We start from the raw sequence: 21,424 nt of genomic DNA on the forward strand, positions 1-21,424 counted from the left end.
GGAATATAGTTGCTCATAAAATGTCCTTCTACTGCTGTCAGAAGGAGACATAACCGTATCACTAATATATGAAAGAGTAAATATCAACTGTGCGAAAGTAAATTCCACTGGGGAATATGGGAGCGGAATTTAAAATTTCATTTTAGGGAAACGCTGTAATGCTCCTGAATGATTTGCAAACGCAGTATAAATATGGTAAAATGTAGTTACATTGGTAAATTCCAGAAGAAAGAAGGAATGCGTTTATGGAGAAAGAAGTATTGGATTATGTAGTAGAGAAGACAAACGAGATGATGAATGCAGCAACATGCAGCAGTGAAGCAAAAGCTGCAGCACAGGCCTGGCTGGATGCGGTTGGAACTGCAGGGGAAGCGGAAGAAACGAAAAAATACATAGCTGAGCTGGAAGCGGATATTATGCCGATTGACAGTTTAATCGCTTTTGCAGAATCCGATGCCGGAAGTCATGTTTTTGGGGCTGAGACGGCCAAGAATGTTGCTGCTCATGCAAAAGAAATCAAAGCGGCCGGGGCAAAATACTGTGACTGTCATGCAAAAGAAATCAAAGCGGCCGGGGCAAAATACTGTGACTGTCCAGCTTGTGCAGCCGTAGAGGCGATTCTTAATAAGAAGGCCGAAATTCTCAAATAAGAAAAGAAGGCGAACGGAGAAGATCGGGCACTGCGGGAAAGGAAAAGAACAGAAAATAACAGAAAGCAAGATGTAAATACTAGAAATTTAAATGCTAGAAGTTTATTTGTCATATGGAAAATTTCATGGCAAGGTGTGAAGTAAAAGCTAAGCACCTTGCTTTTTGATTTTCCAAATCAGACAAATAAAGGAGTAAAAGGTAATGAGAACAGTAACAGAGAAGTGAGTAACATTAGGAAAATAATAAGATGGTCTTCGCAGCCAGCAGTTGAAAATTAAGACTTCATATTGTAAAATAATGTGTATAAATCTGATTAATAATTAATAACAGAAAAGGAATCGACTGACAATGATAAACAGAGAAGACATGCTGGAGCTGACAAGGCGGATGACCGTTGCCCGAACATCCTTTACACGGATGGCCGGATGCTATGTGGACAAAGATGGGGATTTTGACGGGAGCTTTAATACTAATTTCCTGAAGTTATCGGCAGCGGAGAGAACAAGAAATCTGAAACTGGCAAAGGAAATCCCTTTTTCCAACACAAATGTCAATTTAGTAAAATATGAATTTGATCAGAACGCGCGGAAACCTGGAAGCATGTGGCAGCTTCTTATGGCAATGAAAGAGTGCGGTTTGAAAAACGACGCCCTGATGGATACATTTTATGATGTTGTCATGGAAACATATCATGCTCATAAAGAGTATGCGATCCTGATATTTCACGACCGTTATGATATCCCGGTTAAAACGTCTGACGGGGAAAGGCTGTGGGATTCCGAAGAAGTGTTTGAATATATCATTTGTGCAGTGTGTCCGCTGACCGGAGAGTATGAACCTGGAAATCCAGAGTGTGGTTTTTTATTTCCTGCCTTTACAGACAGGAGCGGGGATCTGAATCACATTGCTGTATATCAGGCGGATATAAACAGACCGCATAAAGAGATCATGAATATCCTGGGTATATGATCATGTATGTTTTTTTCCTAGAATCAATCCAAACAACTTCAAGATGGACAGGATACACTAATTGCAGTCCTGGAAGCGCAAAAACATACCAAAAACATACCAAAAACATACCAAAAACATACTACCAAACGTAAACGAATCCAAAGCCCCTAATTTGGGGGCTTTTTTAACTTACAGTCAACAAAAGATTTATCTTCTTAAAGTGACTGAAAAGCAAAGAGCAGTAAGACATTTCGAATACTTACGCAAAAATTCACCCCCTAATTTTTTCTTTCCAAAAAATATGGATTATGATAAGATATCAGTCAGGGAGAGGATACAGGATTATACATATAACTATTCGCGAAAGAATAGTTTAACGAATAGTTAAGTCAGAAATCGAATTATATTGAATTTAGTTCATATGATCCGGCTTTCCATCATTCGTGCCGTTTCATGTGCTCTTTTTTGTTAACTGTTTCGTATTGCTGCTCTTTTAATACGGAATATGAAGATACTCTAAGCCTAAATAAAAATATTATGCCAGAAAGGTTATTTATTATGGATTTACAACGTTTAATGAGCTTGACTCGTCAGGCTGTCGATAAATATCAAATGATTAAGGACGGCGATCATATCGCTGTCGGTATTTCAGGCGGCAAGGACAGCCTGACACTTCTCTACGCTCTTCATGGTCTTATGCGGTTCTATCCTAAGAAATATACGCTCACAGCGATTACTGTAGATCTGGGCCTGGGAAATATGGCTTTAGACCCTGTTAAAACGCTCTGTAACGAACTTTCTGTCCCTTATGTAATAATACCCACAGAGATAGGTAAAATTCTCTTTGAGACCAGAAAAGAATCAAATCCTTGTTCCCTGTGTGCGAAAATGCGTAAGGGCGCGTTAAATGAACAGGCCAAAAAACTAGGCTGCAACAAGATTGCCTACGCTCATCACCGTGAAGACCTGATCGAAACTATGCTGATGTCATTGATTTACGAAGGGCGATTTCATTCATTTTCTCCAAATACATATTTGGACCGTATGGATTTGACAGTAATCCGTCCGATGATATTTATACCGGAAGCGGATGTAATCGGTTTTCAGCATAAATATCATCTTCCGGTATGCAAAAATCCATGTCCAATGGATGGCCGAACAAAGCGGGAATATGTGAAAGAATTAACAAAACAGTTAGAGCGTGAAAATCCAGGTGTTAAAAGCAGACTTTTTCACGCTATTGTCGATGGAAATATTCAAGGATGGCCTCAAAATATCTGATCTGAATGTCTCATAGGAATTTAAATGTTGTATTATATTAATTTGTATGAAATATAGTCAAAATATGGTCAAAAAGTCTTTGAAAAAAGGAGTTTTATCGTTATGAGTCAATTACCCTATCATGAACAGGAAGATGTCAAAAATATCAAAAAACTTCGTAATATGATCAAAGCGCTCCCACTCTTCTGCTCTGATTTCTTTCGTGGAATCGAACAAAGAACCTCTTCCCGTACAAGAATCGCTTATGCATATGATCTTGGAGTTTTTTTCGATTTCCTGAAAAGGGAAAATCCCCAGCTTTCTAAGCTGGATATATCTGAAATTACGCTGGATCATCTGGACAATCTTACGGTTACTGATCTGGAAGAATATATGGAGTACCTAAAATACCGTTTCAACGAAAGAAATCAGGAAGTAATCAATAAAGAACGCGGTATTATGAGAAAAATCTCTTCTCTCAAAAGTTTTTATAATTATTTTTACAGAAATGAAAAAATAAGAAATAATCCAGCTGCGCTGGTACAGCTTCCCAAACTCCACGAAAAAGAAATTATTCGGCTGGATGTAGACGAGGTTGCTTTGCTGCTGGATGAGGTTGAACAGGGTGAGGCACTGACAAAAAAGCAAAAGAGTTTTCATGATAAAACAAAAATCCGTGATCTGGCACTTCTTACTCTCCTGCTCGGTACGGGAATCCGGGTGTCTGAGTGTGTTGGGCTTGATATATCCGATATTGATTTTAAAAATGGCGGTATACGAATCCATAGAAAAGGTGGAAAAGAGGTGACGGTCTATTTCGGGGATGAAGTTGAGAATGCGCTGCTCGATTATCTGGATGAGCGGAAACATATAGTTCCGGAAGAAGGCCATGAAGATGCCCTTTTCCTCTCTCTTCAAAGGAAACGAATGGCTGTGCGCAGTGTCGAAAATCTTGTTAAAAAGTATGCAAAAATAATCAGCCCTTTAAAAAAAATAACTCCTCATAAACTGAGGAGTACTTATGGTACAAATCTTTATCGCGAAACGGGTGATATCTATCTAGTGGCTGATGTACTTGGCCATTCGGATGTTAATACAACAAAAAAGCATTACGCTGCTCTGGAAGATGAACGGAGAAGGAGCGCAAGAAATAAAGTCGTTTTAAGAGAAAAGGATATCTTTGACTAATTCATCTAACTAGCTCTTCCACCTTCTTCCTGCATACTTTAGCCAGCGGTACAAAAACTATTACCAGACAAAGGAGGTAACAGCTTATGGCAAAAGCAGGAATGAGACGGCCAAGTCCTTATGACCCGGACAATCACGGAACCGAAAATCATCAGAAAATGCATCGGCCGAAGAACGAACAGGCTCAGGTTCCTGAAATTCAGGGCGCAGCCAAAAACGGCAATGCGAAAGCTGGCCCTATTAATGCCCCCAACTGGGCTAGGGAGGATTATAAAACAGGTGGCAATGATCTTAGATGATGAATAGACTGGATTAAAAATTCTATAAATCGTAAGTCTGTGGCGGGAAAGCATTTCCCGCCTTTGCTTTATTCCTCATGAAGGGATTATTAAAAGCAGGAAAGGGATTCCGAATGTAATCATCAATTCCAATATAATTACAAATTTAGCATTATTCTTTACTGTTTACTTTCTGGTCTTCCTGCTTAACAGGATCTACAATGGTTTCGATCCCTTCAATGCCTATTTCCAACAGCTTCTGCTTTGTAATGACAAAGTGCATCTCCGTCATTCTGCGGAATTCTGCGGAAAAAGCCTCGTCGTCTCTTCGAATAAGACTTTCTGAAAGTGCCTTTGACATGGACGGCCATTCCGGGACTTCCATATCACCGGTCTCCGAAAGGCGCAGTACGCTTCCGTTTAATAGTAAAAGGGTTATTTTGCTGTAAACATCACGTATGGTTTTCAGCGGGCAATAACGGACAATGATCTGAAGGCATACGCTGATTGTTGCCACCATGGAAGCCTTCTGGTCGTTTTTGGATAAAGCATTTATAATTGCATTTCGTGTCTCATGAGGACATTGTAAAAGCGTATACTGCAGCACGTCTTCACATGTAAACGCCAGAAGCTGAAGTGCTTCCAGAAATGTTTTTAAATTACTGCCGATGTTTAGGCTCTCGAGCTGTATAGGATTGAATCATCTCCGCGGCAGACTACACGCGTTCCGATTCCGTTGTATGTCCTTACAATTCCTAATTTATTCAGTAATCCTATCATACGGCGTATGGTAATCTCAGAAACGTGGTATATATCAGCTAAAATAACCCCATTTGGCAAAAGTTCGCCAACAGGATAAATTTCCTGATTAATCTTACAGATCATATCGACCGCGATAATATCACAGTATTTTGTACGGCCTTTGTGAGGCCCCCAGGAAAACTCATTCTGACGAATATCGGTTATCATCTGGCAAGATTCATTCAGATATCGATCGATCTCACAGAAAAACAGCTGCTCCATTTTTTTCAAAATCTGTTTCCCATTTGTATAATTCTTCTTCTGGCATTCTTTCAAACTCTGCAGAAACAGTTCGTTTAGGTATTTCAAAAGGGTACTTGCGTTCTCATCACCATGCTGTTTATATAAAATATCATTGTAGGCACTTCCGATTAAGGTGCCAAAATCCGAAAAAAGGCTTAATGCGATCTGGTTTCCAAGTCCGCGAATCGACTTGTCAAACAAATAATGTAATCTTTTCTCATAATATATATGATTTCTGCCATCTGTCAGGTGCAGTATATCTCCCTCTTCTTTTATATGATGAAGACCTTGCATACAAAGGGACGGAGAAATCAGTCGGATCGCCGTACTCAAATCGGCCAGAGTGCTGATACGCTGCTTAAAATCAGTACTGTTCAGATAATCTTCATATGGTTTAGCCAGTATAACTGTCTCTTTTCCGCGGCAGAGCCTTATAAACCCATCTTTTTCGAGATCTTTGAGAGCTCTTTGCACAGGACAATAGGAAACCCTATGCCAGTCGGCAATTTCTTGCGCAGAGGGAAATCGATCGCCGTCCTGAAAAAAGCCCAATTGAATTTTGTTAGCAAGGTTTCGGTAAATCATCTGTTGGTGACTGTTTAATTGAGACATTTTGGCCTCCTTTCATCGGATTTATTATACCTTGATTAACAGAAAAATTCCATAAAAATATTCAGATCTCAGGGGCGGTTATTAAAAAAACACTTTCTAATTATGGTTCTTCCGCAAATACTGCCCTGCAAATAACAATAATAATAATGAAGGACCGCCTATCTGAGAAAAATAAGCGGCCACGTTTTATCATATTATATTGTCAACAGAATTGTATGATCTCCATGATTTTACATCGGATTACAAAATAAATCATGTAGGAATCATTCATTCTGTGCTAATATCATGACTGGCTCTGCTGTCTTCAAAATATACGACAGTCAGATACTGCCCTGTATGGATTGTATCATTTTTTAACCGATTCATAGAACGCAGTTCGTCTACATATTCGTCCGTACTCATACGGCTGTTCTCCCTATATTCACCTGCAATGCTCCAAAGGCTGTCTCCATCTTTAATCTGTATGCTTTTGTAATATCGGGAAAAACGGCCCTGCTCCTCTCCTGCCATCGCATTAAAAATGGAATGACCGAAGAATACAGAGCTTGTGATTGTAATAACTGTAAGCAGCCATAATAACCTCTTCATAATTCTCGTTTCTCCTCTCTATGATAGATAGAACATGTTATCGGAACACATGTTCTTTTTTGTAATTCTATTATAAAATCAGAACACACGTTTGTCAAGACCGTTTTCGATAATTTTCGAACAAAGGTTTGCATTTTTTCGGAACATATGTTACTATATATTACATAATCAGAATAGAGGTTCGAGGAGGTTTTCATATGGCACAAGGCCGAATTACAGCAAAACAACAGGAAATTTTAGAATATATTAAAGAAACCGTTTTAAAGAAAGGTTATCCGCCGGCAGTGCGTGAAATTTGTGAAGCAGTTCATTTAAAGTCCACCTCCTCCGTTCATTCCCATTTGGAGACGCTGGAAAAGAACGGTTACATACGCCGGGATCCTACAAAGCCGAGAACGATTGAAATAATTGATGATGAATTTAATCTCTCCAGACGTGAAGTCGTGAATGTGCCTATGGTGGGTACCGTAGCTGCAGGCCAACCGATTTTAGCAACAGAAAATATTGAAGACTATTTTCCAATCCCCGTTGCCATGCTCCCGAACGCAGATGTATTCATTCTGAAGGTAAAGGGGGAAAGTATGATTAATGCCGGTATACTGGACGGCGACAGAATTATCGTCCGCATGCAGAATACAGCAGAAAACGGCGAAATCGTAGTAGCTCTTCTGGATGATTCTTCCACGGTCAAGACGTATTATCGTGAAAATGGTTATTACCGTCTGCAGCCGGAAAATGATACCATGGATCCTATTATTGTAAATGAGGTATCGATACTTGGTAAGGTAATCGGCGTATTCCGGATACTTCAGTAAACGAGCAGCGGGTGCAGTTGACATAAAATAATTATGTCAACTGCACCCGCGATTATATATACCAATAAAAAGAAGCATCGCTTCTGGCATAAAATCAAAATGATTCATGCCAGAAGCGATACTTCTACATAGTTTTTCTTTGATCAGTCAATTCTTTCGTTTTCTATAACTCTTTAACATCCACAATTGTCTTTCCATCTCTCCAGATTCGTTCCAGATCATAGAACAATCGATCTTCTCTGCAGAATATGTGGACGATAATATCACCGTAATCCATAAGAATCCAGTTAGCCGTGTTATATCCTTCGATCTGGCGGCAGGTATAGCCGGCCTTTCCCAGAACTTCCTCAACATTATCGGCCATGGACTGGACCTGATTGCCATTGCTTCCATCCGCAATAATGAAATAGTCAGCCAGAACCGATACCTCATGGATATCAATTACCTTTACATCCTCGCCCTTTTTTTCTTCAAGAGCGGACACTGCCATTTTTACCATTTCCTTTAAATCTGTCATAAATTTTGTATATTCTCCTTTCAGGGAATTTCTGTCTGGTCCCCACGTTCCATGTGGGCAACTATTTTTTGTAATACTCAAATGCTTCTCGTGTCATAGAATCTACACTTACATTTTTGGTTCCTAGATAGTTCAGTGTACCATCCAGAATGCGAAACATCGTTTCATCCAGATCGATGAATGCCAGCTGCCGCATTTCCGGCAGGTCTGCTGCCTTGTACCGCCTTGGCTCGATATAGTCTGCGATATATATAATTTTGTCAAGCAGCGTCATATTTGCCCTGCCCGTCGTATGCCAGCGGATTGCCGAGATGATTTCCTGATCGTCAATCCCGTAACGCCATTCTGCCAGCCAGGCGCCATACTTGGCATGTAGGACAGCCGGTGCATTCAATTCATCTTCTGTCAGTTCAATTTTATGTTTTCTGCACTTGCGTATGATCTCTGAATCATCGAAATGTTTTGCACAGTCATGAAGAAGGCCGGCGATTTCCGCCTTTTCCAGACTGCAGCCATATCGCATGGCCAGAGCCATTGCCGTATACGATACCCCTATGGAATGCTCATACCGCATTGGATCCAGTTTCTGCTGAAGTCTTTCTCTGAAAAGCAGTACCTGATCGTTCATGTCAGCTCCTCCTTATATAGATAATGCATTGTCTGCTCGTACCAAAACCGTTTTCGGCAGTTACATATAATTCTGGTAAAGACAGCGGTCTTTAATATACCGGAGAACTTTTTGGGGAACATAAGGATCCAGAGGGATCCCTCTTGCTGCCATCATGCGAATCTGGGCGGAAGCGATATCGATTTCCGTGGAGTGGAGGCGCAGAATTCTGGCCTTATAGTTCTCTGAGAGATACTGAATCTGCTCGTCCATCGTTCGCCTTGCATTTTTATAATCGCGCCCAGCTACCATGATTACTGCCAGAGCCATGACTTCATGGGGATGATACCATGTCTCAATCTGAAACAGAGAGTCCGCACCAATGATAAAGTAAAAGGTGTGTTCCGGATGGGCTTCCGTGAGCAGCTTCAATGTCTTGGCCGTATAGGTGTTCCCTTTCCGTTCTACTTCAAAATCAGAAAATACGAAATACGGATATTCCGCTATGGCCAGTTTGGTCATTTCGCAGCGGATCTTTGAATCTGTGACAATATGATCTTTTTTATGAGGAGGCTGTCCGGACGGCATAAACCATATTTCATCCAGATGATACTCCTCATACGCCTGTTTTCCAATTAATATATGACCGTTGTGAATTGGGTCAAATGTCCCGCCCATGATTCCAATTCTTCCCATGGCAAATTCCTCCGCCTGCAGAATAACCGTTCCTTACTTATTTCGGAAGATCAATTTTCCGTTTCTTCTCTTCCTTTGCAGGCTTATACAGAACAATTTTCTTTCCGATTACCTGTACAACTTCCGAATGAGTTCTCTCAGCAAGAACCTGTGCAATCGATTTTTCATCGTCCATACAGTTCTTCAGAACGTTTATTTTAATCAGTTCACGGGCTTCCAGAGCCTCCGCTACAGCGGCGGTAATCTCCGGAGTGACACTGCTTTTTCCAATCTGGAAGATCGGCTCCATCGTCATTGCCAGCCCTTTCAAATATGATCTCTGCTTACTCGTCATTTCTTTCTCCTTATTTGTAATAATCAAACTCCAGACCGTACATGCGCACCGTATCGCCTTCTGAGATTCCGGCCTGTTCCAGCTCTTCCAGTATGCCGTTTTCTTTCAGGAAGTTCTGGAAGAATACAAATCCCTTTTCAGATTCCAGATTTGTATATCCCAGCATTTTTTCAATTCTCGGTCCTTCGACGACGAAAATTCCGTCATCCGATTTTTCTACCGTATATGGCAGGTTTTCCACATCTCTAAGTGCATCTGTATCAAATTCCTTTTCGAAAATAACAGGAGCTCGGTCCAGGGTTTTCAGTTTTTCATAGACTCCATAAAGGAGTTCCTTTATCCCCTGCCCCGTTACGCCGGAGATCGCATATACCGGAATCCCCTCCGGTTCGAATTCCTTTTTCAGGCGTTCTACAGGATCTTCTTCACCGTCACCATGATAGATTGCATCAATCTTATTCGCTGCAATTACCTGCGGCCGTTTCATCAGCTCCGGATTGTAATTTTCCAATTCCCCATTAATTGCACGTATATCCGCAACGGGATCCCTTCCCTCTGTAGAAGCGGCGTCTACTACATGGATTAAAACTTTTGTACGTTCAATGTGCCTCAGGAAATCAAAACCGAGACCAACGCCCTGAGATGCGCCTTCAATCAGTCCGGGAATATCAGCCATTACAAAACCTGCTCCCCCGTCCAGGTCTACCACTCCAAGGTGGGGATTCAGTGTGGTAAAATGATAGTTCGCTACTTTCGGACGGGCATTACTCACTCTTGAGAGAAGGGTTGATTTTCCTACATTAGGGAAACCGACCAGTCCTACATCAGCAATCACCTTCAACTCCAGCTGCACCCAAAGTTCCTGCCCCGGCTGTCCGGGCTGAGCATATTTCGGAGCCTGCATGGTAGAAGTGGCATAGTTCATGTTGCCCATTCCGCCTTTTCCGCCCTTGAGGATCACTTCTCTTTTATGTTCACCGGACATATCAGCTATGACTTTGCCCGACTCAAATTCCTTTATAACCGTTCCTTCCGGTACTTTTATGACCAGGTCTTCCGCGCCTGCGCCTGCACACCTGCGCTTCCCTCCCTGTTCTCCATCTTTAGCTATATATTTACGAACATGACGGAAATCCGTCAGTGTGTTTAATCCATCGTCGACTTCAAATATAATATCTCCGCCCTTGCCGCCGTTTCCGCCGTCAGGACCGCCTGCTGGTACGTACAATTCTCTGCGGAAGCTTACATGGCCGTCTCCGCCTTTTCCAGATTTGATAAAAATTTTTGCTCTATCGGCAAACATCTGCTCACCATTACCTTTCTGTCTGCTTATCTAAGATAAGCTTATAAACGATATATCCCATTCGCACTGAATTTCGAAAGGACCTCACGAAGCGCTCATCATACGCGGGCACTATCATTCGGATTTGAAAAATGGCTTCATACGGTTTGGTATGAAGCCATCAGGATTATTCGTTGATTGTTCTTGGATAAACAGAAACCTGCTTTTTGTCTCTGCCCTTTCTTTCGAATCTTACAACACCGTCAACGGTTGCGAATAATGTATCGTCACCGCCGCGGCCAACATTAAGACCTGGATGAATCTTTGTTCCGCGCTGTCTGTATAAAATATTGCCAGCAAGTACGAACTGTCCATCAGCTCTCTTTGCGCCTAAACGCTTGGACTCGGAATCTCTACCGTTCTTGGTAGAACCAACTCCCTTTTTATGAGCGAATAACTGAAGGTTCATTCTTAACATCACTTACACCTCCTTAAACCGAATATTAATATATTGTGCTCCATACTCATCTCTGATATTCTGAAGACCCAGCACCAGGGAATCCATAAGAAGCTTTGATCCTGTGCTTACATGTTCCGTCAGGCGAAATGTAAGAAAACCTCCGTCTTCCGCCGCTTCCCCTGAAAAAACGTCATCGGTGAATGCTTCTACGGAATTGACTGCATTAATTGTCAGCGCCGACACTGCTGCACAAACGATATCATGTCCTTCCTCGTCGTAACCGGCATGCCCGTTCAACTCAATACCCCGATATATATTCTCAGAATCTCTTAATATAGTTACCTGAATCATAACCTCAATTAAGCGTTGATCTTTTCGATCTTAACCTGTGTATAGAGCTGTCTGTGACCATTTTTCTTATGGTATCCAGATTTCCTCTTATACTTGTAAACGATAACTTTTTTTGCTTTGCCTTCCTTAACTACAGAAGCTGTAACTGTTGCACCTTCTACAGTAGGGCAGCCAACTGCTAATTCGCCGTTGTTTACGGCCAGTACCTGGTCAAATGTTACTGATTCGCCAGCATCAACACCAAGTTTTTCTACCTTAATGATATCGCCTTCAGACACTTTGTACTGCTTTCCGCCAGTTGCAATAATCGCGTACATATGGCACCTCCTATTATCATTACTCGCCAACTGTGGTGTCCGGAAAAATAATTCCAGAACTTGTCAACCTCATTGTGCGGCATACCAATATAATATATCATCACTTTCAAAGGATGTCAACCAGTTTCTTTCCCTGATTTTATAATAAAATACGACTTTCCTCTCTTTTGTTCTTCTATTTCTGCGTCATGAAACAGAAAAAAAGGGCGACAGATAATTGTAATAATTCTGTAAGTGAAACCATATTGACCCTCTGTTTCCACAAGCCGTATACTAAAGATAAGAACCCAGGTAATTCTTTCCAGAAAGGAGGGATTTCTAATGAGAAAAAAAGCAAAAAAACACTGTTGGATCTATATCCCTGAGTACGAAGTCAGAGCTTTTGAAACATATATGGAAGAAATGGCAGCGAAAGGATGGTATCCCGAATATGGAGGAATGATGAATACATACCGTTTCCGGTCGGGAGAGCCGAAAAAATGCAGGTTTTGCGTCATACTTTTGAGCAATAGCTCCATCTTCGACAGTGCGGACGGCGGCGGCTCTCCTGAACTACGCAGAGAATTTGAGGAAAACGGGTGGACATTTCTCTGTGCCGACAACATACGTATGATTTTTTGTTCGGAAGACACGGCAGCCATCCCTCCGACGGTCGGAATATATGAGGATCAGTTTTACAATGCACTCGGCAAACGAGCGTTGTATTCGGCGTTTCCATCTAATCTGATGCTGACGGCCCTGTTTCTCTTTGATCTGGTACTGCTGGCAAAATCACCATATACGTTTTCATCTGTACAGAGTTTGTCGGTAATTCCTCTTCTGCTATATGCCATATGCTTTTTCTTTACCGAAGCATGTCTTGCCTTTTTCCTTTACCTGTCCGTCAAAAAAAAGCTGAAACGTGGAACAGAGATCAAATACAGAAAGTTGTCTACACTCAGAAGGATGAACCTCGTAAACAATATCGGATTCGTGGCCGCGCTTCTCGTTTTTCTGTCGGGTAATCTGCAGCCCATGACATTTTTCATGATAGCAGCATCCATACTTGGAATAGCCATTGCCATGCTATATTCAGAATCTTTCAGAAGTCCGATGAATCCAGATTTACGAAGGCTGTGAAATACTTCATATTTTCTGTTTTCTTTATCAGCTGCATCAATATAATGACGACCAACATCAGCCGGAAACTGGGATTTTCATCGTGGACCGCTTCTGAATCAAAGACTGCGGATCCCATTCCTGTTTCCTTTAAGACTCTGGGATATGACCAGATTCAGGAAGATGGCGGATATAAGAATGAAAGTACATTTCTGGCTTCTTACAAGACTGCGGTGGAACAGTCGGAAGACAGTGAAATCGTCCTGGAATATTACAGCAGTCCCTTGCCATATCTGGTTGATCAGATGGAAAAAAAGAAGCTTGCAGTTCTGGACCGGTATTGGGATGGACAAAATGAAACCATCGACCTGGACGGTAACGGCAATATCCATATACTGTGCAGAAAAACAAAGAGGAACAATGAATACGACAGTCCATCGACTGTAACCGTATTCATGTTCCGTACGAATTCAATCTACCTTTATACAACTATTTATGGGACGGTGCCTGATTCTTTCGTTGAATCAGCCGCCGGACAGCTCGATCTTTTGTCGGAAACAGTCTGAAAGTCCTGTTTTTAAAGCTTCATTAAAGTAATACCAATCATGAGAGCCAGGAATTTCCTTATAAAAAATGGTTTTTCCGACTCTCTTTTTCAGTTCACCGGAAAAACGCCTGTTTTCCTCCAGATATGGGTCCTGTGTTCCGCAGATCATTCGGATGTCGGGAAGTTTCCGTTTTTCTTCCAGCCTGCGGCCAAGCAGCGTCAGAAGATCATCTTCCTCTCTACATTCCAATTTTTCTCCGAATGCCGCCTTCATATCCTGTAAAAGGCGTGCGTCGCCTCCGTTTTCGTTCAGACTGCTTTGGCTGAAACGTTCACCTCTCATCCTGAAAAGATCTTCCTTCAGAAATAATCCTGCGCTGGATAAAGCCAGGCAGTGTCCGAATATATCCGGACGGGATAAGGAACACTTCAGAGCTCCATATCCTCCCATGGAACCGCCGATCATAAAGGTATCGTTTCGATCCGAAGATATATGAAAGATACGGCGGCATGCGGCAGGAAGTTCTTCCGAAATATAAGTGAAATAATTCAGCCCGTATGTCATATCTGTATAAAAGCTGCGGGCGCCTCCGGCATGATAAATATCACATGATAATCATTCGCATAGACCGGAAGCATGGTGTTATCCGCCCAGCTGCCGTGATTTCCATAAAGGCCATGGAGCAGATAAGCGGTTTTATACGGCCTGTCCGCTCCCTCCCTTACCTCTTCTAAATGGTAGGTTCCGGGAGTTATAACAGTAATCCCCGTATCCATACCGAGGACAGCAGACGGTATCGTTCCTCTCAGAATCATGACAATCCTTCACCAGCTTTCTTCCGAACCTGCTCATACAGCGGCCGTTTGACCTTCTTTCTAGTGATTTCAACCAGATTCAGAGGCGTGATATCAACTACCGTGGTTTTTACATGATCCCTGCGACACAAATCTCTCAAAAATTTCATCAGCTCTTCTCTCTGTTTTTCTTCGTTCATATCGATGAAATCTACAATAATAATCCCGGACAGATTTCTCAGTCTCGTCTGGCGGGCAATCTCCTCAGCAGCCTCCATATTGATCTTAAAAATCGTTTCTTCCGGAGTTTTTTTTCCGGCGTACTTGCCCGTATTGACATCGATAACCGTCAAGGCTTCCGTCGGCTCGATCACAAGATAGCCGCCCGATTTCAGCCATACCCTGGGAGAAAGTGCTTTTTCCAAAGCGCTCTCCAGGCTGTAGAGCTTGCCAAGAGGCAGCAGATCATCTTCGTAAAATTTCAATTTGTCCAGATCGTCCTTCTGGTTTTGGCTTAAGTATTCCTTTAAAGTCTCATACACAGTCCTGTTGTCCGTAATAATTTCACCTATTTCACCTGCATAGGAATCTCTCAGTGCAGCTGCATAAGCCGGATAGCTGCTGTCAAGGCGTGTATAACATGTCCGGTATCTGGCTCCCGCCAGAAGCTCTTCGTACTGGCGCTTTAATTCGGCCAGCTCTTCCAGCAAAGCCTCTTCTCCTGCGTCATATGCATTTGTTCTAACGATGACTCCGAAGCGTTCCGAAGCCCCCAGAATTTCTTCCTCCTGCATCTTTTCAATTTCTGGTTTTACGGCGGCCTTCCACCCGGAATCCGTAATTTTTGCAGAAAATCCAATAATATCCCTGCCTGCTGTGAGAACGCAGTACCGTCCTGTAAAATTAAGATTGGATGAGAGAACAGGGGCTTTCGTTTTTACACTGTCCCGGGCTACCTGAACGATAATTTCATCGTCAACTTTCACCCGGGACACCTCTGCATTTTTGCAGCTGTTTCTGCCGTCAGCAAACAGGTGGATTCTGTTTTCCGTAAGGCTGTAATAACCAATTTTGCCGCCTTCGAATTCCACGAAGGCGGCTCCAATATTTTTAACTATATTCTTTACTTTTCCGATATAAATATGATTAAGAATGGAAGCGCCCTCTTTTTCTTCAGCCGAGAGCTGAATCACCCTTCCTCCTGCCAGCCAGGCAGTCAGAATTTTGTCGTCCAATTCCGTAATAATCAGCTTGTTCATAATTCTTCCCCATAAGAATCCAGAGGCCTGCCGTCAGGACCATACACCTCTTCTCTCTGTATTTCAAATGTAAACGGTGTATATTCGTATCCTGTTTTTTCGCAGTATGCCTGAAGAAATAATTCCGGTTTCAGGTTATCTGCACTTCCTGCAGAAACCTTCATAAAGATAAGCGGCCTTCCCAATTCAACAAAGTTCAAAGGCGCCCTTTGATCAGATGAGTCTCTGACAACAGACAGCTCATAGACGAGCGGTTTGATATCCAGCTCCTTCTCTCCTTTTTTTGTCTTTTTTGTAATAATGATGGTATCCTGTTCGTAAAATGCCAGCAGGCCGTTAAAAAAGGCCTCCGGATCAGATGGTTCACGGTCTTTCCGGAATCCAATGGTATAATCGGCAGAATCTACGAAAGACATTGCATTTTTTGCATCATCCGGCAGAAGGCAGAAACTTAAAATCTCAAATCCGTCCACCATTGCCTCATTGAGCCTTTTTACCATTTCTGCGGAGGAATCGGAGCTCTTTACCTCGATATCCAGATATTCGCCATTGCTCGTAAGCCCCACTCCAAGCGGAGAAGCAAACGACATAATCTGATGCGGGCTGAATCCCTCACTGTAACGGATATCCACATCAGCGCGGCGCATAGCCTTCTGAAAATATCGCATCACATCCAGATGACCGATAAATTTCATGGTGCCCTGTTTTCTGAACTTAATTCTTATTTTCAAAGCAGACACCTCCTTTAAATTTCATGGCCCCGCAGGCGGAACATTTCTGACGGCAGTTGGGAGTTACATGTTCTGCGACCGCCTCATTCCATTCCCGTTTTAAAAATTCTTTCGATACGCCGGCATCGATGAAGTCCCAAGGAAAAACTTCATCCAGACTGCGTGTCCTTGTCGTATAAAAATCGACAGACAGTCCACATGTTTCAAACGCCTTCATCCATATTTCATTGCGGAATGACTCTGACCAGGAGTCATAAAGAGCGCCGTTTTTATACGCCTCTTCTACTACACGTCCGACTTTTCTGTCGCCTCTGGCCAAAACGCCTTCCAGAACAGTCAGGTCTGCTTCATGCCAGTTGTATTTCAGGCTCTTGTAATTTTTCATCTCTTTAAATTTCTGTTTTACTACAGCTGCACGTTCCAAAAACTCTTCCTTGGTGCACATCCTTGCCCACTGGAACGGCGTGAACGGCTTTGGTACAAAAAATGAGGAACTGGCCACTACCTGTACACGGCCATGCCTTTCCTCCTTCGGAATTTCATCGTAATAGGTTTCAGCCACTTTTTCAGACAAAAGGGCGATACCTTCCATATCTTCCACAGTTTCCGTTGGCAGGCCAAGCATAAAATAAAGTTTTACCCTGTTCCATCCGCCATGGAATGCATCGGCAGCTCCTTTCAGGATCACTTCTTCTGTAAGGCCCTTATTGATGACATCCCGAAGACGCTGAGACCCTGCTTCCGGAGCAAAGGTAAGGCTGCTCTTTTTCACATCCTGAACCTTACTCATAACGTCCAGGGAGAACGCATCAATTCGAAGAGACGGGAGGGAGATATTGACTCCCTTTCCATGGAATTCCTCCATCAGGAAATTTACCAGACCTTCCAGTTTCGTATAATCACTGGAACTTAAGGAACTGAGTGAAATTTCTTCGTGCCCCGTGCTCTTTAACATCTTATATGCATGGTCTTTCAGATAATCCAGACTGTGTTCACGCAGCGGACGGTATACACAGCCCGCCTGACAGAAACGACAGCCGCGGATGCAGCCGCGCATAATCTCCAGCACGACTCTGTCCTGAGTGATTTTTATAAATGGTACGATCGGCTTTTCGATGTAAGTGGCCTCATCCATGCTGACGACAAGCTCTTTTGTGACCGCTGGCTTTGCGTGGGAATTGATCGGATGAAAGCTTTCGATTGTACCGTCTTCTTTATAGGAGACTTCATAAAAAGAGGGGATATAAATACCTGGAATTTCAGCAGCCTTTTCCAGAAAATCGTGTCTGCTTCCGCCAAGACTCTTATTCTCTTTATAGCAGTCCATCAGCTGATAATAAACGGTTTCTCCTTCTCCGATATAGAACATATCAAAAAAGTCTGCCAAGGGCTCCGGATTATAGGCGCATGGACCACCGCCGATTACAATCGGGTCTTCTTCCGTTCTGTCACAGGCATGAAGCGGTATTTCGGACAATTCCAGCACCTGAAGAATATTTGTATAGCACATTTCATACTGCAGAGTAATTCCCAGAAAATCAAATGACCGGATCGGGTCCTGGCTCTCCAAGGCAAACAGGGCTATGTTCTTTTCCCTCATAATCCTGTCCAGATCCGTCCATGGGGAAAACACTCTTTCACAGTATACATCCTCTCTTCTGTTAAACATATCGTATAGAATCTGCATCCCCAGATGTGACATGCCGATCTCATAAACGTCCGGGAAACACATGGCAAACCTTATATCGACTTTGGAAGGGTCTTTTTTTACCATGTTGACCTCGCCCCCGATATAGCGGGCAGGTTGCTGAATTGATAGCAATATTTCATCAGTTAGTGCTAATTTTTTCATGTTTTACGCTCTCTTTATTTGTTAATATTGCACAGTTTTTTACTATTCACCTGAGGTGGTATTTTAGGTCTTTTTAGAGGTAAAAACCGTACTGGTTTGCACCATAAAATCCTCTTTTTCAGCTGAAAAAAATGATGTTTTTATAAATTTTCAACAGATTTCTTTTTTTCAACTATTTGGTACGATATAACACATTCAAATACTCTGCATAATTATAAGGTATTTTCCGTTACATTTCAATAGCAATTATCTGCGCAGCCATCTTGGAAATTACCGAAGTAATGAAATCAAAATCTACAGTGATATCTACGATATTACATTTATCCCCAGGCGACCCGGGAAGCATGCTGTCAATGAATGATGTCCAAAGAAGATTGTACATTTTTTGTTGAACCATCACTGCGTGGTACGTAAATGTTGCGGTATCAGTGTATCAGGTATTCCCGAAGGTCAAACTAAGACTGTTTTGTTTTTTATAGAAGAATTAATTTTTTCTTAAACAAAACCGGTTGTTCTCCGTAAGCCTCGTAAGCTTCTTCCTCAGAAGAATACCCCCCTGTTTCATTTTTTTAATGCTCCTCCATGATGGAACATCCACAATTAAGCAACCTTAGTGTATCATATTTATGTAGAATACTCCACCTCGATCTCGTATTAATTTTCTTCCCTGAAATGAAAAAGTAAATTCCACTTTCCTTTTGCCCCGTGGAGTTTACTTCTGCACAGTTGATATTTACTCTTTCATACAGACGTGATATGTTTATCGTTCCTTCTGACAGCAGTAAAGGAGATTTTGTTACAGATGATTTCGCTTGTCCTGGCAGCCGTTTCCAAGATCATATACTTAAATGCCATTTCGATTGTCTACTAACTTCATAATCTTTTCTCCTATCATTGTACTCTTCCACTGGCATACTGCTCGCTTAATCTCTGATACTGGCTCAAGGTCAGCTCGCGGACATCCTTACTGTGGAATAACTTCCCGAATTCACTGACCGGCGCACAGCTTGCTGCGGACGCATCTTCGATCTCCAGCATAGTTTGGTGAAATTTACAAGCACTTTTTTGCGCCTGCAGATTTTTTGTGCTGCTTATTGAGTCAAACCAGCCCCTTTATAAACGAAATTTTCCAGATTAATCATGGTACTGATTACTTCAGGCAGCCGGATATGAAGCGCAGATTTAAAGAGAGGATAATAACACCACTGTGCTGCATACCCTCTCTTAATGGCTGATTTTAGTGTTGTATGTCAACGACCAGCCTCCGGCTAGTAAGCATATCGGGTTTTAGTGTTACCACACTAGAAAAGCACGCTTTTCTTCTAATACTATTAAACGCAAATACATTTTTTATATCAATATTTTTCTTTAGGCAGACTGGTATTGCCAGACACCGGACGTTTTTATAAGACATGGTTTTTACCATCACGTTTTCCGCAGGTTCCGCAATATAAACCGCAATATTTCTTGTAAATTTTCTGTTGAAATGCTATAATCGAAGCAAATATGGAATGCGAACGCGTTGAAAAACGTGCTCGCATTTCGCCGTTTATGGGAAGATGAACAAATCTGTTCATCTTCGCGGAACCGGACAATAAATATCTAAAGGGGTTGACGCAGTACAGGCATCTGTTTGCCCGTTTCCGGAGAGAACCGGGTATAGGCGGATGCGCCGAGCAAACGGAAAAGGAGGAAGGATTAAGATGATGAAAAAGAAACGAATCGGGGCGCTGCTCCTGTCCGTTATGCTGGCAGTGACCCAGCTCCCGGCGGTGGCGATGGCGGAGAATTATGTGCCGGAGGACGGGAGTATCGCGTCCTTTACTGCGCTTCCCAGCGATGTTGCAGAGCAGACTGTGACCGTAGGGACAGCTTATGAGGATTTGGTTCTGCCGGACAAGGTGGAGGCAAACATCTGCCATGTCACAGAGGACATGATAATTCCTGACGAGGACGAGTTTGAGGAAGAAATCGGCGGCGCATCCACAGCCAGTCCCAGCGATGCGGGCAAAAGCACGACGGGAAATGAAGCGGGGCATAAAACGGACAGCGAAAAAACCACTTCGACCGTCACCACGACCAGGTCGGAAATCTTCGTGACCTGGGACAGCGACCCGGCCTATGACGGCGGCGTGACAGGCAGCTATGTATTCACGCCCGACGTGGGCGGCTATGTTCTTGCGGACGGTGCGAAGCTTCCGCGAATCACCGTGACGGTTTCGGCGGATACCGTGGAAAATCCCGCAGAGAGCCCAAACGGAAAGCCAACCGGGGAACCGCTCCCCTGTGCCTTGACCGAGGGCTGCACCCTTCCCGACGGGCATGAAGGCGAGTGCGTCCCGGCTTCCCCGGCGGACGACGCGCTTATAAAAACCGTCACCGGCTGGACATTTGTGGACGATGAAAACCTGACCGAGGGCGGGCTGGCTCTGCCCGGCGTGAGCATGGACAATCAGGCGGATTTTGACACGATGGTTTCCATGCTGCCCACACAGATCAGCGCGGAGATTGAGGAAACGGGAAACCTGGAAACACTGGACATCACCGGCTGGAGCTGTGACGAATACAGGCAGGATGCCGACGGCAATTGGCCGCTGACAGGGGACTACACCTTCACGGCGGCAATCCCGGACGGCTATGCCTGCAATCCGCTTCCAACCGTCAGGGTGACGCTGGGCGGTGCAAACCTGTTTGAGACTAACCATACGATAACAGAGGGCGGCTTGACGGTGGCTGCCAGCGAAGGAGGCGAAATCACCTACACGGACGGCAGCGGCTTTTTGCTGACGAAGGACGGCGCCTACACCATCTCCGGCAAATGGAGCGGAACACTGACGGGCGCTGATAGGCACAATCCAAAGACTGTTATTACGGTACAGAGCGGCGTGAAAGCCAAAATCACGCTGAATGGAACAAGCATCACAAGCCGCACTTCCGACACCGGCGCTTTTGACATGACGGGCGCAACCGTTAATTTAATCCTATCCGCTGGCAGCACAAACAGCCTGGAAAGCGGGAATGCCAGGGCCGGGCTGCAAGTCCCGAATGGGTCGAAGCTAACCATTGACGGCGACGGCATTCTGAATATCATCGGAGGCATCTACGGCGCGGGCATCGGCGGCGGATTCTCAGACTCAGGCGGCAGCATTATCATCACCGGCGGCACGGTTAAGGCCCAAGGCAACGTGGGC

Annotated in this window: 24 protein-coding genes and 1 pseudogene; 9 read left to right on the forward strand and 16 right to left on the reverse strand. The window is 43.4% G+C overall.

What is annotated here, in order from left to right; all coding sequences use genetic code 11:
- The first annotated feature begins 245 nt into the window (after positions 1 to 245).
- From DXA13_RS19505 to DXA13_RS19525, 5 genes are all read left to right on the forward strand, one after another.
- The gene (locus DXA13_RS19505) at positions 246 to 650 is read left to right on the forward strand and encodes a molecular chaperone Hsp90 (RefSeq protein ID WP_118246688.1); all 405 of its coding nucleotides are present in this window, start codon (positions 246 to 248) and stop codon (positions 648 to 650) included.
- 349 nt (positions 651 to 999) lie between these two features.
- Positions 1,000 to 1,620, forward strand: a complete 621-nt coding sequence (locus DXA13_RS19510; RefSeq protein ID WP_118246689.1) for a DUF4317 family protein — start codon at positions 1,000 to 1,002, stop codon at positions 1,618 to 1,620.
- A gap of 540 nt (positions 1,621 to 2,160) precedes the next feature.
- Entirely contained in the window at positions 2,161 to 2,883 is a 723-nt protein-coding gene (locus DXA13_RS19515) for a tRNA 2-thiocytidine biosynthesis TtcA family protein (protein ID WP_118246690.1), read from the forward strand.
- 102 nt (positions 2,884 to 2,985) lie between these two features.
- Positions 2,986 to 4,050, forward strand: a complete 1,065-nt coding sequence (locus tag DXA13_RS19520) for a tyrosine-type recombinase/integrase (RefSeq protein ID WP_118246691.1) — start codon at positions 2,986 to 2,988, stop codon at positions 4,048 to 4,050.
- Positions 4,051 to 4,136: 86 nt separating this feature from the next.
- Complete coding sequence (locus DXA13_RS19525) at positions 4,137 to 4,349, forward strand: hypothetical protein (RefSeq protein WP_118246692.1); 213 nt, start codon at positions 4,137 to 4,139, stop codon at positions 4,347 to 4,349.
- A 151-nt stretch (positions 4,350 to 4,500) separates the two neighbouring features.
- On the opposite strand, the gene DXA13_RS19530 is transcribed toward DXA13_RS19525, so the two are convergent.
- The 3 genes from DXA13_RS19530 to DXA13_RS19540 form a co-directional block, all read right to left on the reverse strand.
- On the reverse strand, positions 4,501 to 4,848 hold the full coding sequence (locus tag DXA13_RS19530) for a hypothetical protein (protein WP_118246693.1): 348 nt from the start codon (positions 4,846 to 4,848) through the stop codon (positions 4,501 to 4,503).
- A 152-nt stretch (positions 4,849 to 5,000) separates the two neighbouring features.
- Positions 5,001 to 5,984, reverse strand: coding sequence for a GntR family transcriptional regulator (locus DXA13_RS19535; protein WP_118246694.1), 984 nt, complete (start codon positions 5,982 to 5,984; stop codon positions 5,001 to 5,003).
- 267 nt (positions 5,985 to 6,251) lie between these two features.
- A complete protein-coding gene (locus tag DXA13_RS19540) occupies positions 6,252 to 6,572 on the reverse strand; it encodes a LysM peptidoglycan-binding domain-containing protein (protein WP_118246695.1) in 321 nt (106 codons plus the stop codon).
- A gap of 197 nt (positions 6,573 to 6,769) precedes the next feature.
- Between DXA13_RS19540 and lexA the strand changes: the two genes are divergently transcribed.
- Positions 6,770 to 7,387: a transcriptional repressor LexA gene (gene lexA / locus DXA13_RS19545; protein WP_118246696.1), complete on the forward strand. Its 618-nt coding sequence runs from the start codon at positions 6,770 to 6,772 to the stop codon at positions 7,385 to 7,387.
- Positions 7,388 to 7,550: 163 nt separating this feature from the next.
- Here the strand turns inward: lexA and rsfS are convergent, their stop codons facing one another.
- The 8 genes from rsfS to rplU all read right to left on the reverse strand — a co-directional run bounded on the left by rsfS (position 7,551) and on the right by rplU (position 11,951).
- Entirely contained in the window at positions 7,551 to 7,904 is a 354-nt protein-coding gene (gene rsfS, locus DXA13_RS19550; RefSeq protein ID WP_118246697.1) for a ribosome silencing factor, read from the reverse strand.
- A gap of 61 nt (positions 7,905 to 7,965) precedes the next feature.
- Entirely contained in the window at positions 7,966 to 8,532 is a 567-nt protein-coding gene (yqeK, locus tag DXA13_RS19555; protein WP_118246698.1) for a bis(5'-nucleosyl)-tetraphosphatase (symmetrical) YqeK, read from the reverse strand.
- A 60-nt stretch (positions 8,533 to 8,592) separates the two neighbouring features.
- Positions 8,593 to 9,207, reverse strand: a complete 615-nt coding sequence (nadD, locus tag DXA13_RS19560) for a nicotinate-nucleotide adenylyltransferase (RefSeq protein ID WP_118246699.1) — start codon at positions 9,205 to 9,207, stop codon at positions 8,593 to 8,595.
- Between the two features lie 37 nt (positions 9,208 to 9,244).
- A complete protein-coding gene (gene yhbY / locus DXA13_RS19565; protein ID WP_118246700.1) occupies positions 9,245 to 9,541 on the reverse strand; it encodes a ribosome assembly RNA-binding protein YhbY in 297 nt (98 codons plus the stop codon).
- Between the two features lie 10 nt (positions 9,542 to 9,551).
- Positions 9,552 to 10,844, reverse strand: coding sequence for a GTPase ObgE (obgE, locus tag DXA13_RS19570; protein ID WP_118246701.1), 1,293 nt, complete (start codon positions 10,842 to 10,844; stop codon positions 9,552 to 9,554).
- Between the two features lie 166 nt (positions 10,845 to 11,010).
- Positions 11,011 to 11,301 carry a 50S ribosomal protein L27 gene (gene rpmA, locus DXA13_RS19575; protein WP_118246702.1) on the reverse strand — a complete coding sequence of 97 codons (291 nt, stop codon included), beginning with the start codon at positions 11,299 to 11,301 and terminating at the stop codon, positions 11,011 to 11,013.
- 3 nt (positions 11,302 to 11,304) lie between these two features.
- On the reverse strand, positions 11,305 to 11,634 hold the full coding sequence (locus tag DXA13_RS19580; RefSeq protein WP_118246703.1) for a ribosomal-processing cysteine protease Prp: 330 nt from the start codon (positions 11,632 to 11,634) through the stop codon (positions 11,305 to 11,307).
- Between the two features lie 8 nt (positions 11,635 to 11,642).
- A complete protein-coding gene (gene rplU, locus DXA13_RS19585; RefSeq protein ID WP_118246704.1) occupies positions 11,643 to 11,951 on the reverse strand; it encodes a 50S ribosomal protein L21 in 309 nt (102 codons plus the stop codon).
- A 321-nt stretch (positions 11,952 to 12,272) separates the two neighbouring features.
- Here rplU and DXA13_RS19590 point away from each other — a divergent pair, with 321 nt between their 5' ends.
- Both DXA13_RS19590 and DXA13_RS19595 read left to right on the forward strand, forming a co-directional pair.
- Positions 12,273 to 13,070 carry a DUF2812 domain-containing protein gene (locus DXA13_RS19590; protein ID WP_118246705.1) on the forward strand — a complete coding sequence of 266 codons (798 nt, stop codon included), beginning with the start codon at positions 12,273 to 12,275 and terminating at the stop codon, positions 13,068 to 13,070.
- Positions 13,071 to 13,114: 44 nt separating this feature from the next.
- Positions 13,115 to 13,615, forward strand: coding sequence for a hypothetical protein (locus DXA13_RS19595; protein WP_147348063.1), 501 nt, complete (start codon positions 13,115 to 13,117; stop codon positions 13,613 to 13,615).
- Here the strand turns inward: DXA13_RS19595 and DXA13_RS19600 are convergent.
- The 5 genes from DXA13_RS19600 to DXA13_RS19615 are packed head-to-tail and all read right to left on the reverse strand — an operon-like array spanning position 13,574 to position 18,233.
- Positions 13,574 to 14,161, reverse strand: a complete 588-nt coding sequence (locus DXA13_RS19600; RefSeq protein WP_207662190.1) for an alpha/beta hydrolase-fold protein — start codon at positions 14,159 to 14,161, stop codon at positions 13,574 to 13,576. The two genes, DXA13_RS19595 and DXA13_RS19600, sit on opposite strands and share 42 nt — an antisense overlap.
- The gene (locus tag DXA13_RS21310) at positions 14,158 to 14,412 is read right to left on the reverse strand and encodes a hypothetical protein (RefSeq protein WP_207662191.1); all 255 of its coding nucleotides are present in this window, start codon (positions 14,410 to 14,412) and stop codon (positions 14,158 to 14,160) included. The genes DXA13_RS19600 and DXA13_RS21310 overlap by 4 nt, the downstream gene beginning before the upstream one ends.
- Positions 14,409 to 15,650, reverse strand: coding sequence for a ribonuclease E/G (locus DXA13_RS19605; protein WP_118246707.1), 1,242 nt, complete (start codon positions 15,648 to 15,650; stop codon positions 14,409 to 14,411). Before DXA13_RS19605 ends, DXA13_RS21310 begins: the two co-directional genes overlap by 4 nt.
- Positions 15,647 to 16,381 (reverse strand): TIGR03936 family radical SAM-associated protein, encoded by a 735-nt coding sequence (locus DXA13_RS19610; RefSeq protein WP_118246708.1) that lies wholly within the window; start codon positions 16,379 to 16,381, stop codon positions 15,647 to 15,649. The genes DXA13_RS19605 and DXA13_RS19610 overlap by 4 nt, the downstream gene beginning before the upstream one ends.
- Positions 16,365 to 18,233, reverse strand: a complete 1,869-nt coding sequence (locus DXA13_RS19615) for a TIGR03960 family B12-binding radical SAM protein (RefSeq protein WP_118246709.1) — start codon at positions 18,231 to 18,233, stop codon at positions 16,365 to 16,367. The genes DXA13_RS19610 and DXA13_RS19615 overlap by 17 nt, the downstream gene beginning before the upstream one ends.
- 1,703 nt (positions 18,234 to 19,936) lie before the next feature.
- Here DXA13_RS19615 and DXA13_RS19620 point away from each other — a divergent pair.
- Positions 19,937 to 21,424: pseudogene (locus tag DXA13_RS19620) on the forward strand (hypothetical protein); the annotation flags it as partial.

This window comes from Clostridium sp. AM58-1XD (assembly GCF_003464085.1).
GTDB lineage: Bacteria > Bacillota > Clostridia > Lachnospirales > Lachnospiraceae > Lachnoclostridium_A.

Coding starts and splice junctions, on each gene's coding strand:
- DXA13_RS19505 (WP_118246688.1), top strand. CDS start 246: ATGGAGAAAGAAGTATTGGATTATGTAGTAGAGAAGACAAACGAGATG.
- DXA13_RS19510 (WP_118246689.1), top strand. CDS start 1,000: ATGATAAACAGAGAAGACATGCTGGAGCTGACAAGGCGGATGACCGTT.
- DXA13_RS19515 (WP_118246690.1), top strand. CDS start 2,161: ATGGATTTACAACGTTTAATGAGCTTGACTCGTCAGGCTGTCGATAAA.
- DXA13_RS19520 (WP_118246691.1), top strand. CDS start 2,986: ATGAGTCAATTACCCTATCATGAACAGGAAGATGTCAAAAATATCAAA.
- DXA13_RS19525 (WP_118246692.1), top strand. CDS start 4,137: ATGGCAAAAGCAGGAATGAGACGGCCAAGTCCTTATGACCCGGACAAT.
- DXA13_RS19530 (WP_118246693.1), bottom strand. CDS start 4,848: ATGGTGGCAACAATCAGCGTATGCCTTCAGATCATTGTCCGTTATTGC.
- DXA13_RS19535 (WP_118246694.1), bottom strand. CDS start 5,984: ATGTCTCAATTAAACAGTCACCAACAGATGATTTACCGAAACCTTGCT.
- DXA13_RS19540 (WP_118246695.1), bottom strand. CDS start 6,572: ATGAAGAGGTTATTATGGCTGCTTACAGTTATTACAATCACAAGCTCT.
- lexA (WP_118246696.1), top strand. CDS start 6,770: ATGGCACAAGGCCGAATTACAGCAAAACAACAGGAAATTTTAGAATAT.
- rsfS (WP_118246697.1), bottom strand. CDS start 7,904: ATGACAGATTTAAAGGAAATGGTAAAAATGGCAGTGTCCGCTCTTGAA.
- yqeK (WP_118246698.1), bottom strand. CDS start 8,532: ATGAACGATCAGGTACTGCTTTTCAGAGAAAGACTTCAGCAGAAACTG.
- nadD (WP_118246699.1), bottom strand. CDS start 9,207: ATGGGAAGAATTGGAATCATGGGCGGGACATTTGACCCAATTCACAAC.
- yhbY (WP_118246700.1), bottom strand. CDS start 9,541: ATGACGAGTAAGCAGAGATCATATTTGAAAGGGCTGGCAATGACGATG.
- obgE (WP_118246701.1), bottom strand. CDS start 10,844: ATGTTTGCCGATAGAGCAAAAATTTTTATCAAATCTGGAAAAGGCGGA.
- rpmA (WP_118246702.1), bottom strand. CDS start 11,301: ATGTTAAGAATGAACCTTCAGTTATTCGCTCATAAAAAGGGAGTTGGT.
- DXA13_RS19580 (WP_118246703.1), bottom strand. CDS start 11,634: ATGATTCAGGTAACTATATTAAGAGATTCTGAGAATATATATCGGGGT.
- rplU (WP_118246704.1), bottom strand. CDS start 11,951: ATGTACGCGATTATTGCAACTGGCGGAAAGCAGTACAAAGTGTCTGAA.
- DXA13_RS19590 (WP_118246705.1), top strand. CDS start 12,273: ATGAGAAAAAAAGCAAAAAAACACTGTTGGATCTATATCCCTGAGTAC.
- DXA13_RS19595 (WP_147348063.1), top strand. CDS start 13,115: ATGACGACCAACATCAGCCGGAAACTGGGATTTTCATCGTGGACCGCT.
- DXA13_RS19600 (WP_207662190.1), bottom strand. CDS start 14,161: ATGACATACGGGCTGAATTATTTCACTTATATTTCGGAAGAACTTCCT.
- DXA13_RS21310 (WP_207662191.1), bottom strand. CDS start 14,412: ATGATTCTGAGAGGAACGATACCGTCTGCTGTCCTCGGTATGGATACG.
- DXA13_RS19605 (WP_118246707.1), bottom strand. CDS start 15,650: ATGAACAAGCTGATTATTACGGAATTGGACGACAAAATTCTGACTGCC.
- DXA13_RS19615 (WP_118246709.1), bottom strand. CDS start 18,233: ATGAAAAAATTAGCACTAACTGATGAAATATTGCTATCAATTCAGCAA.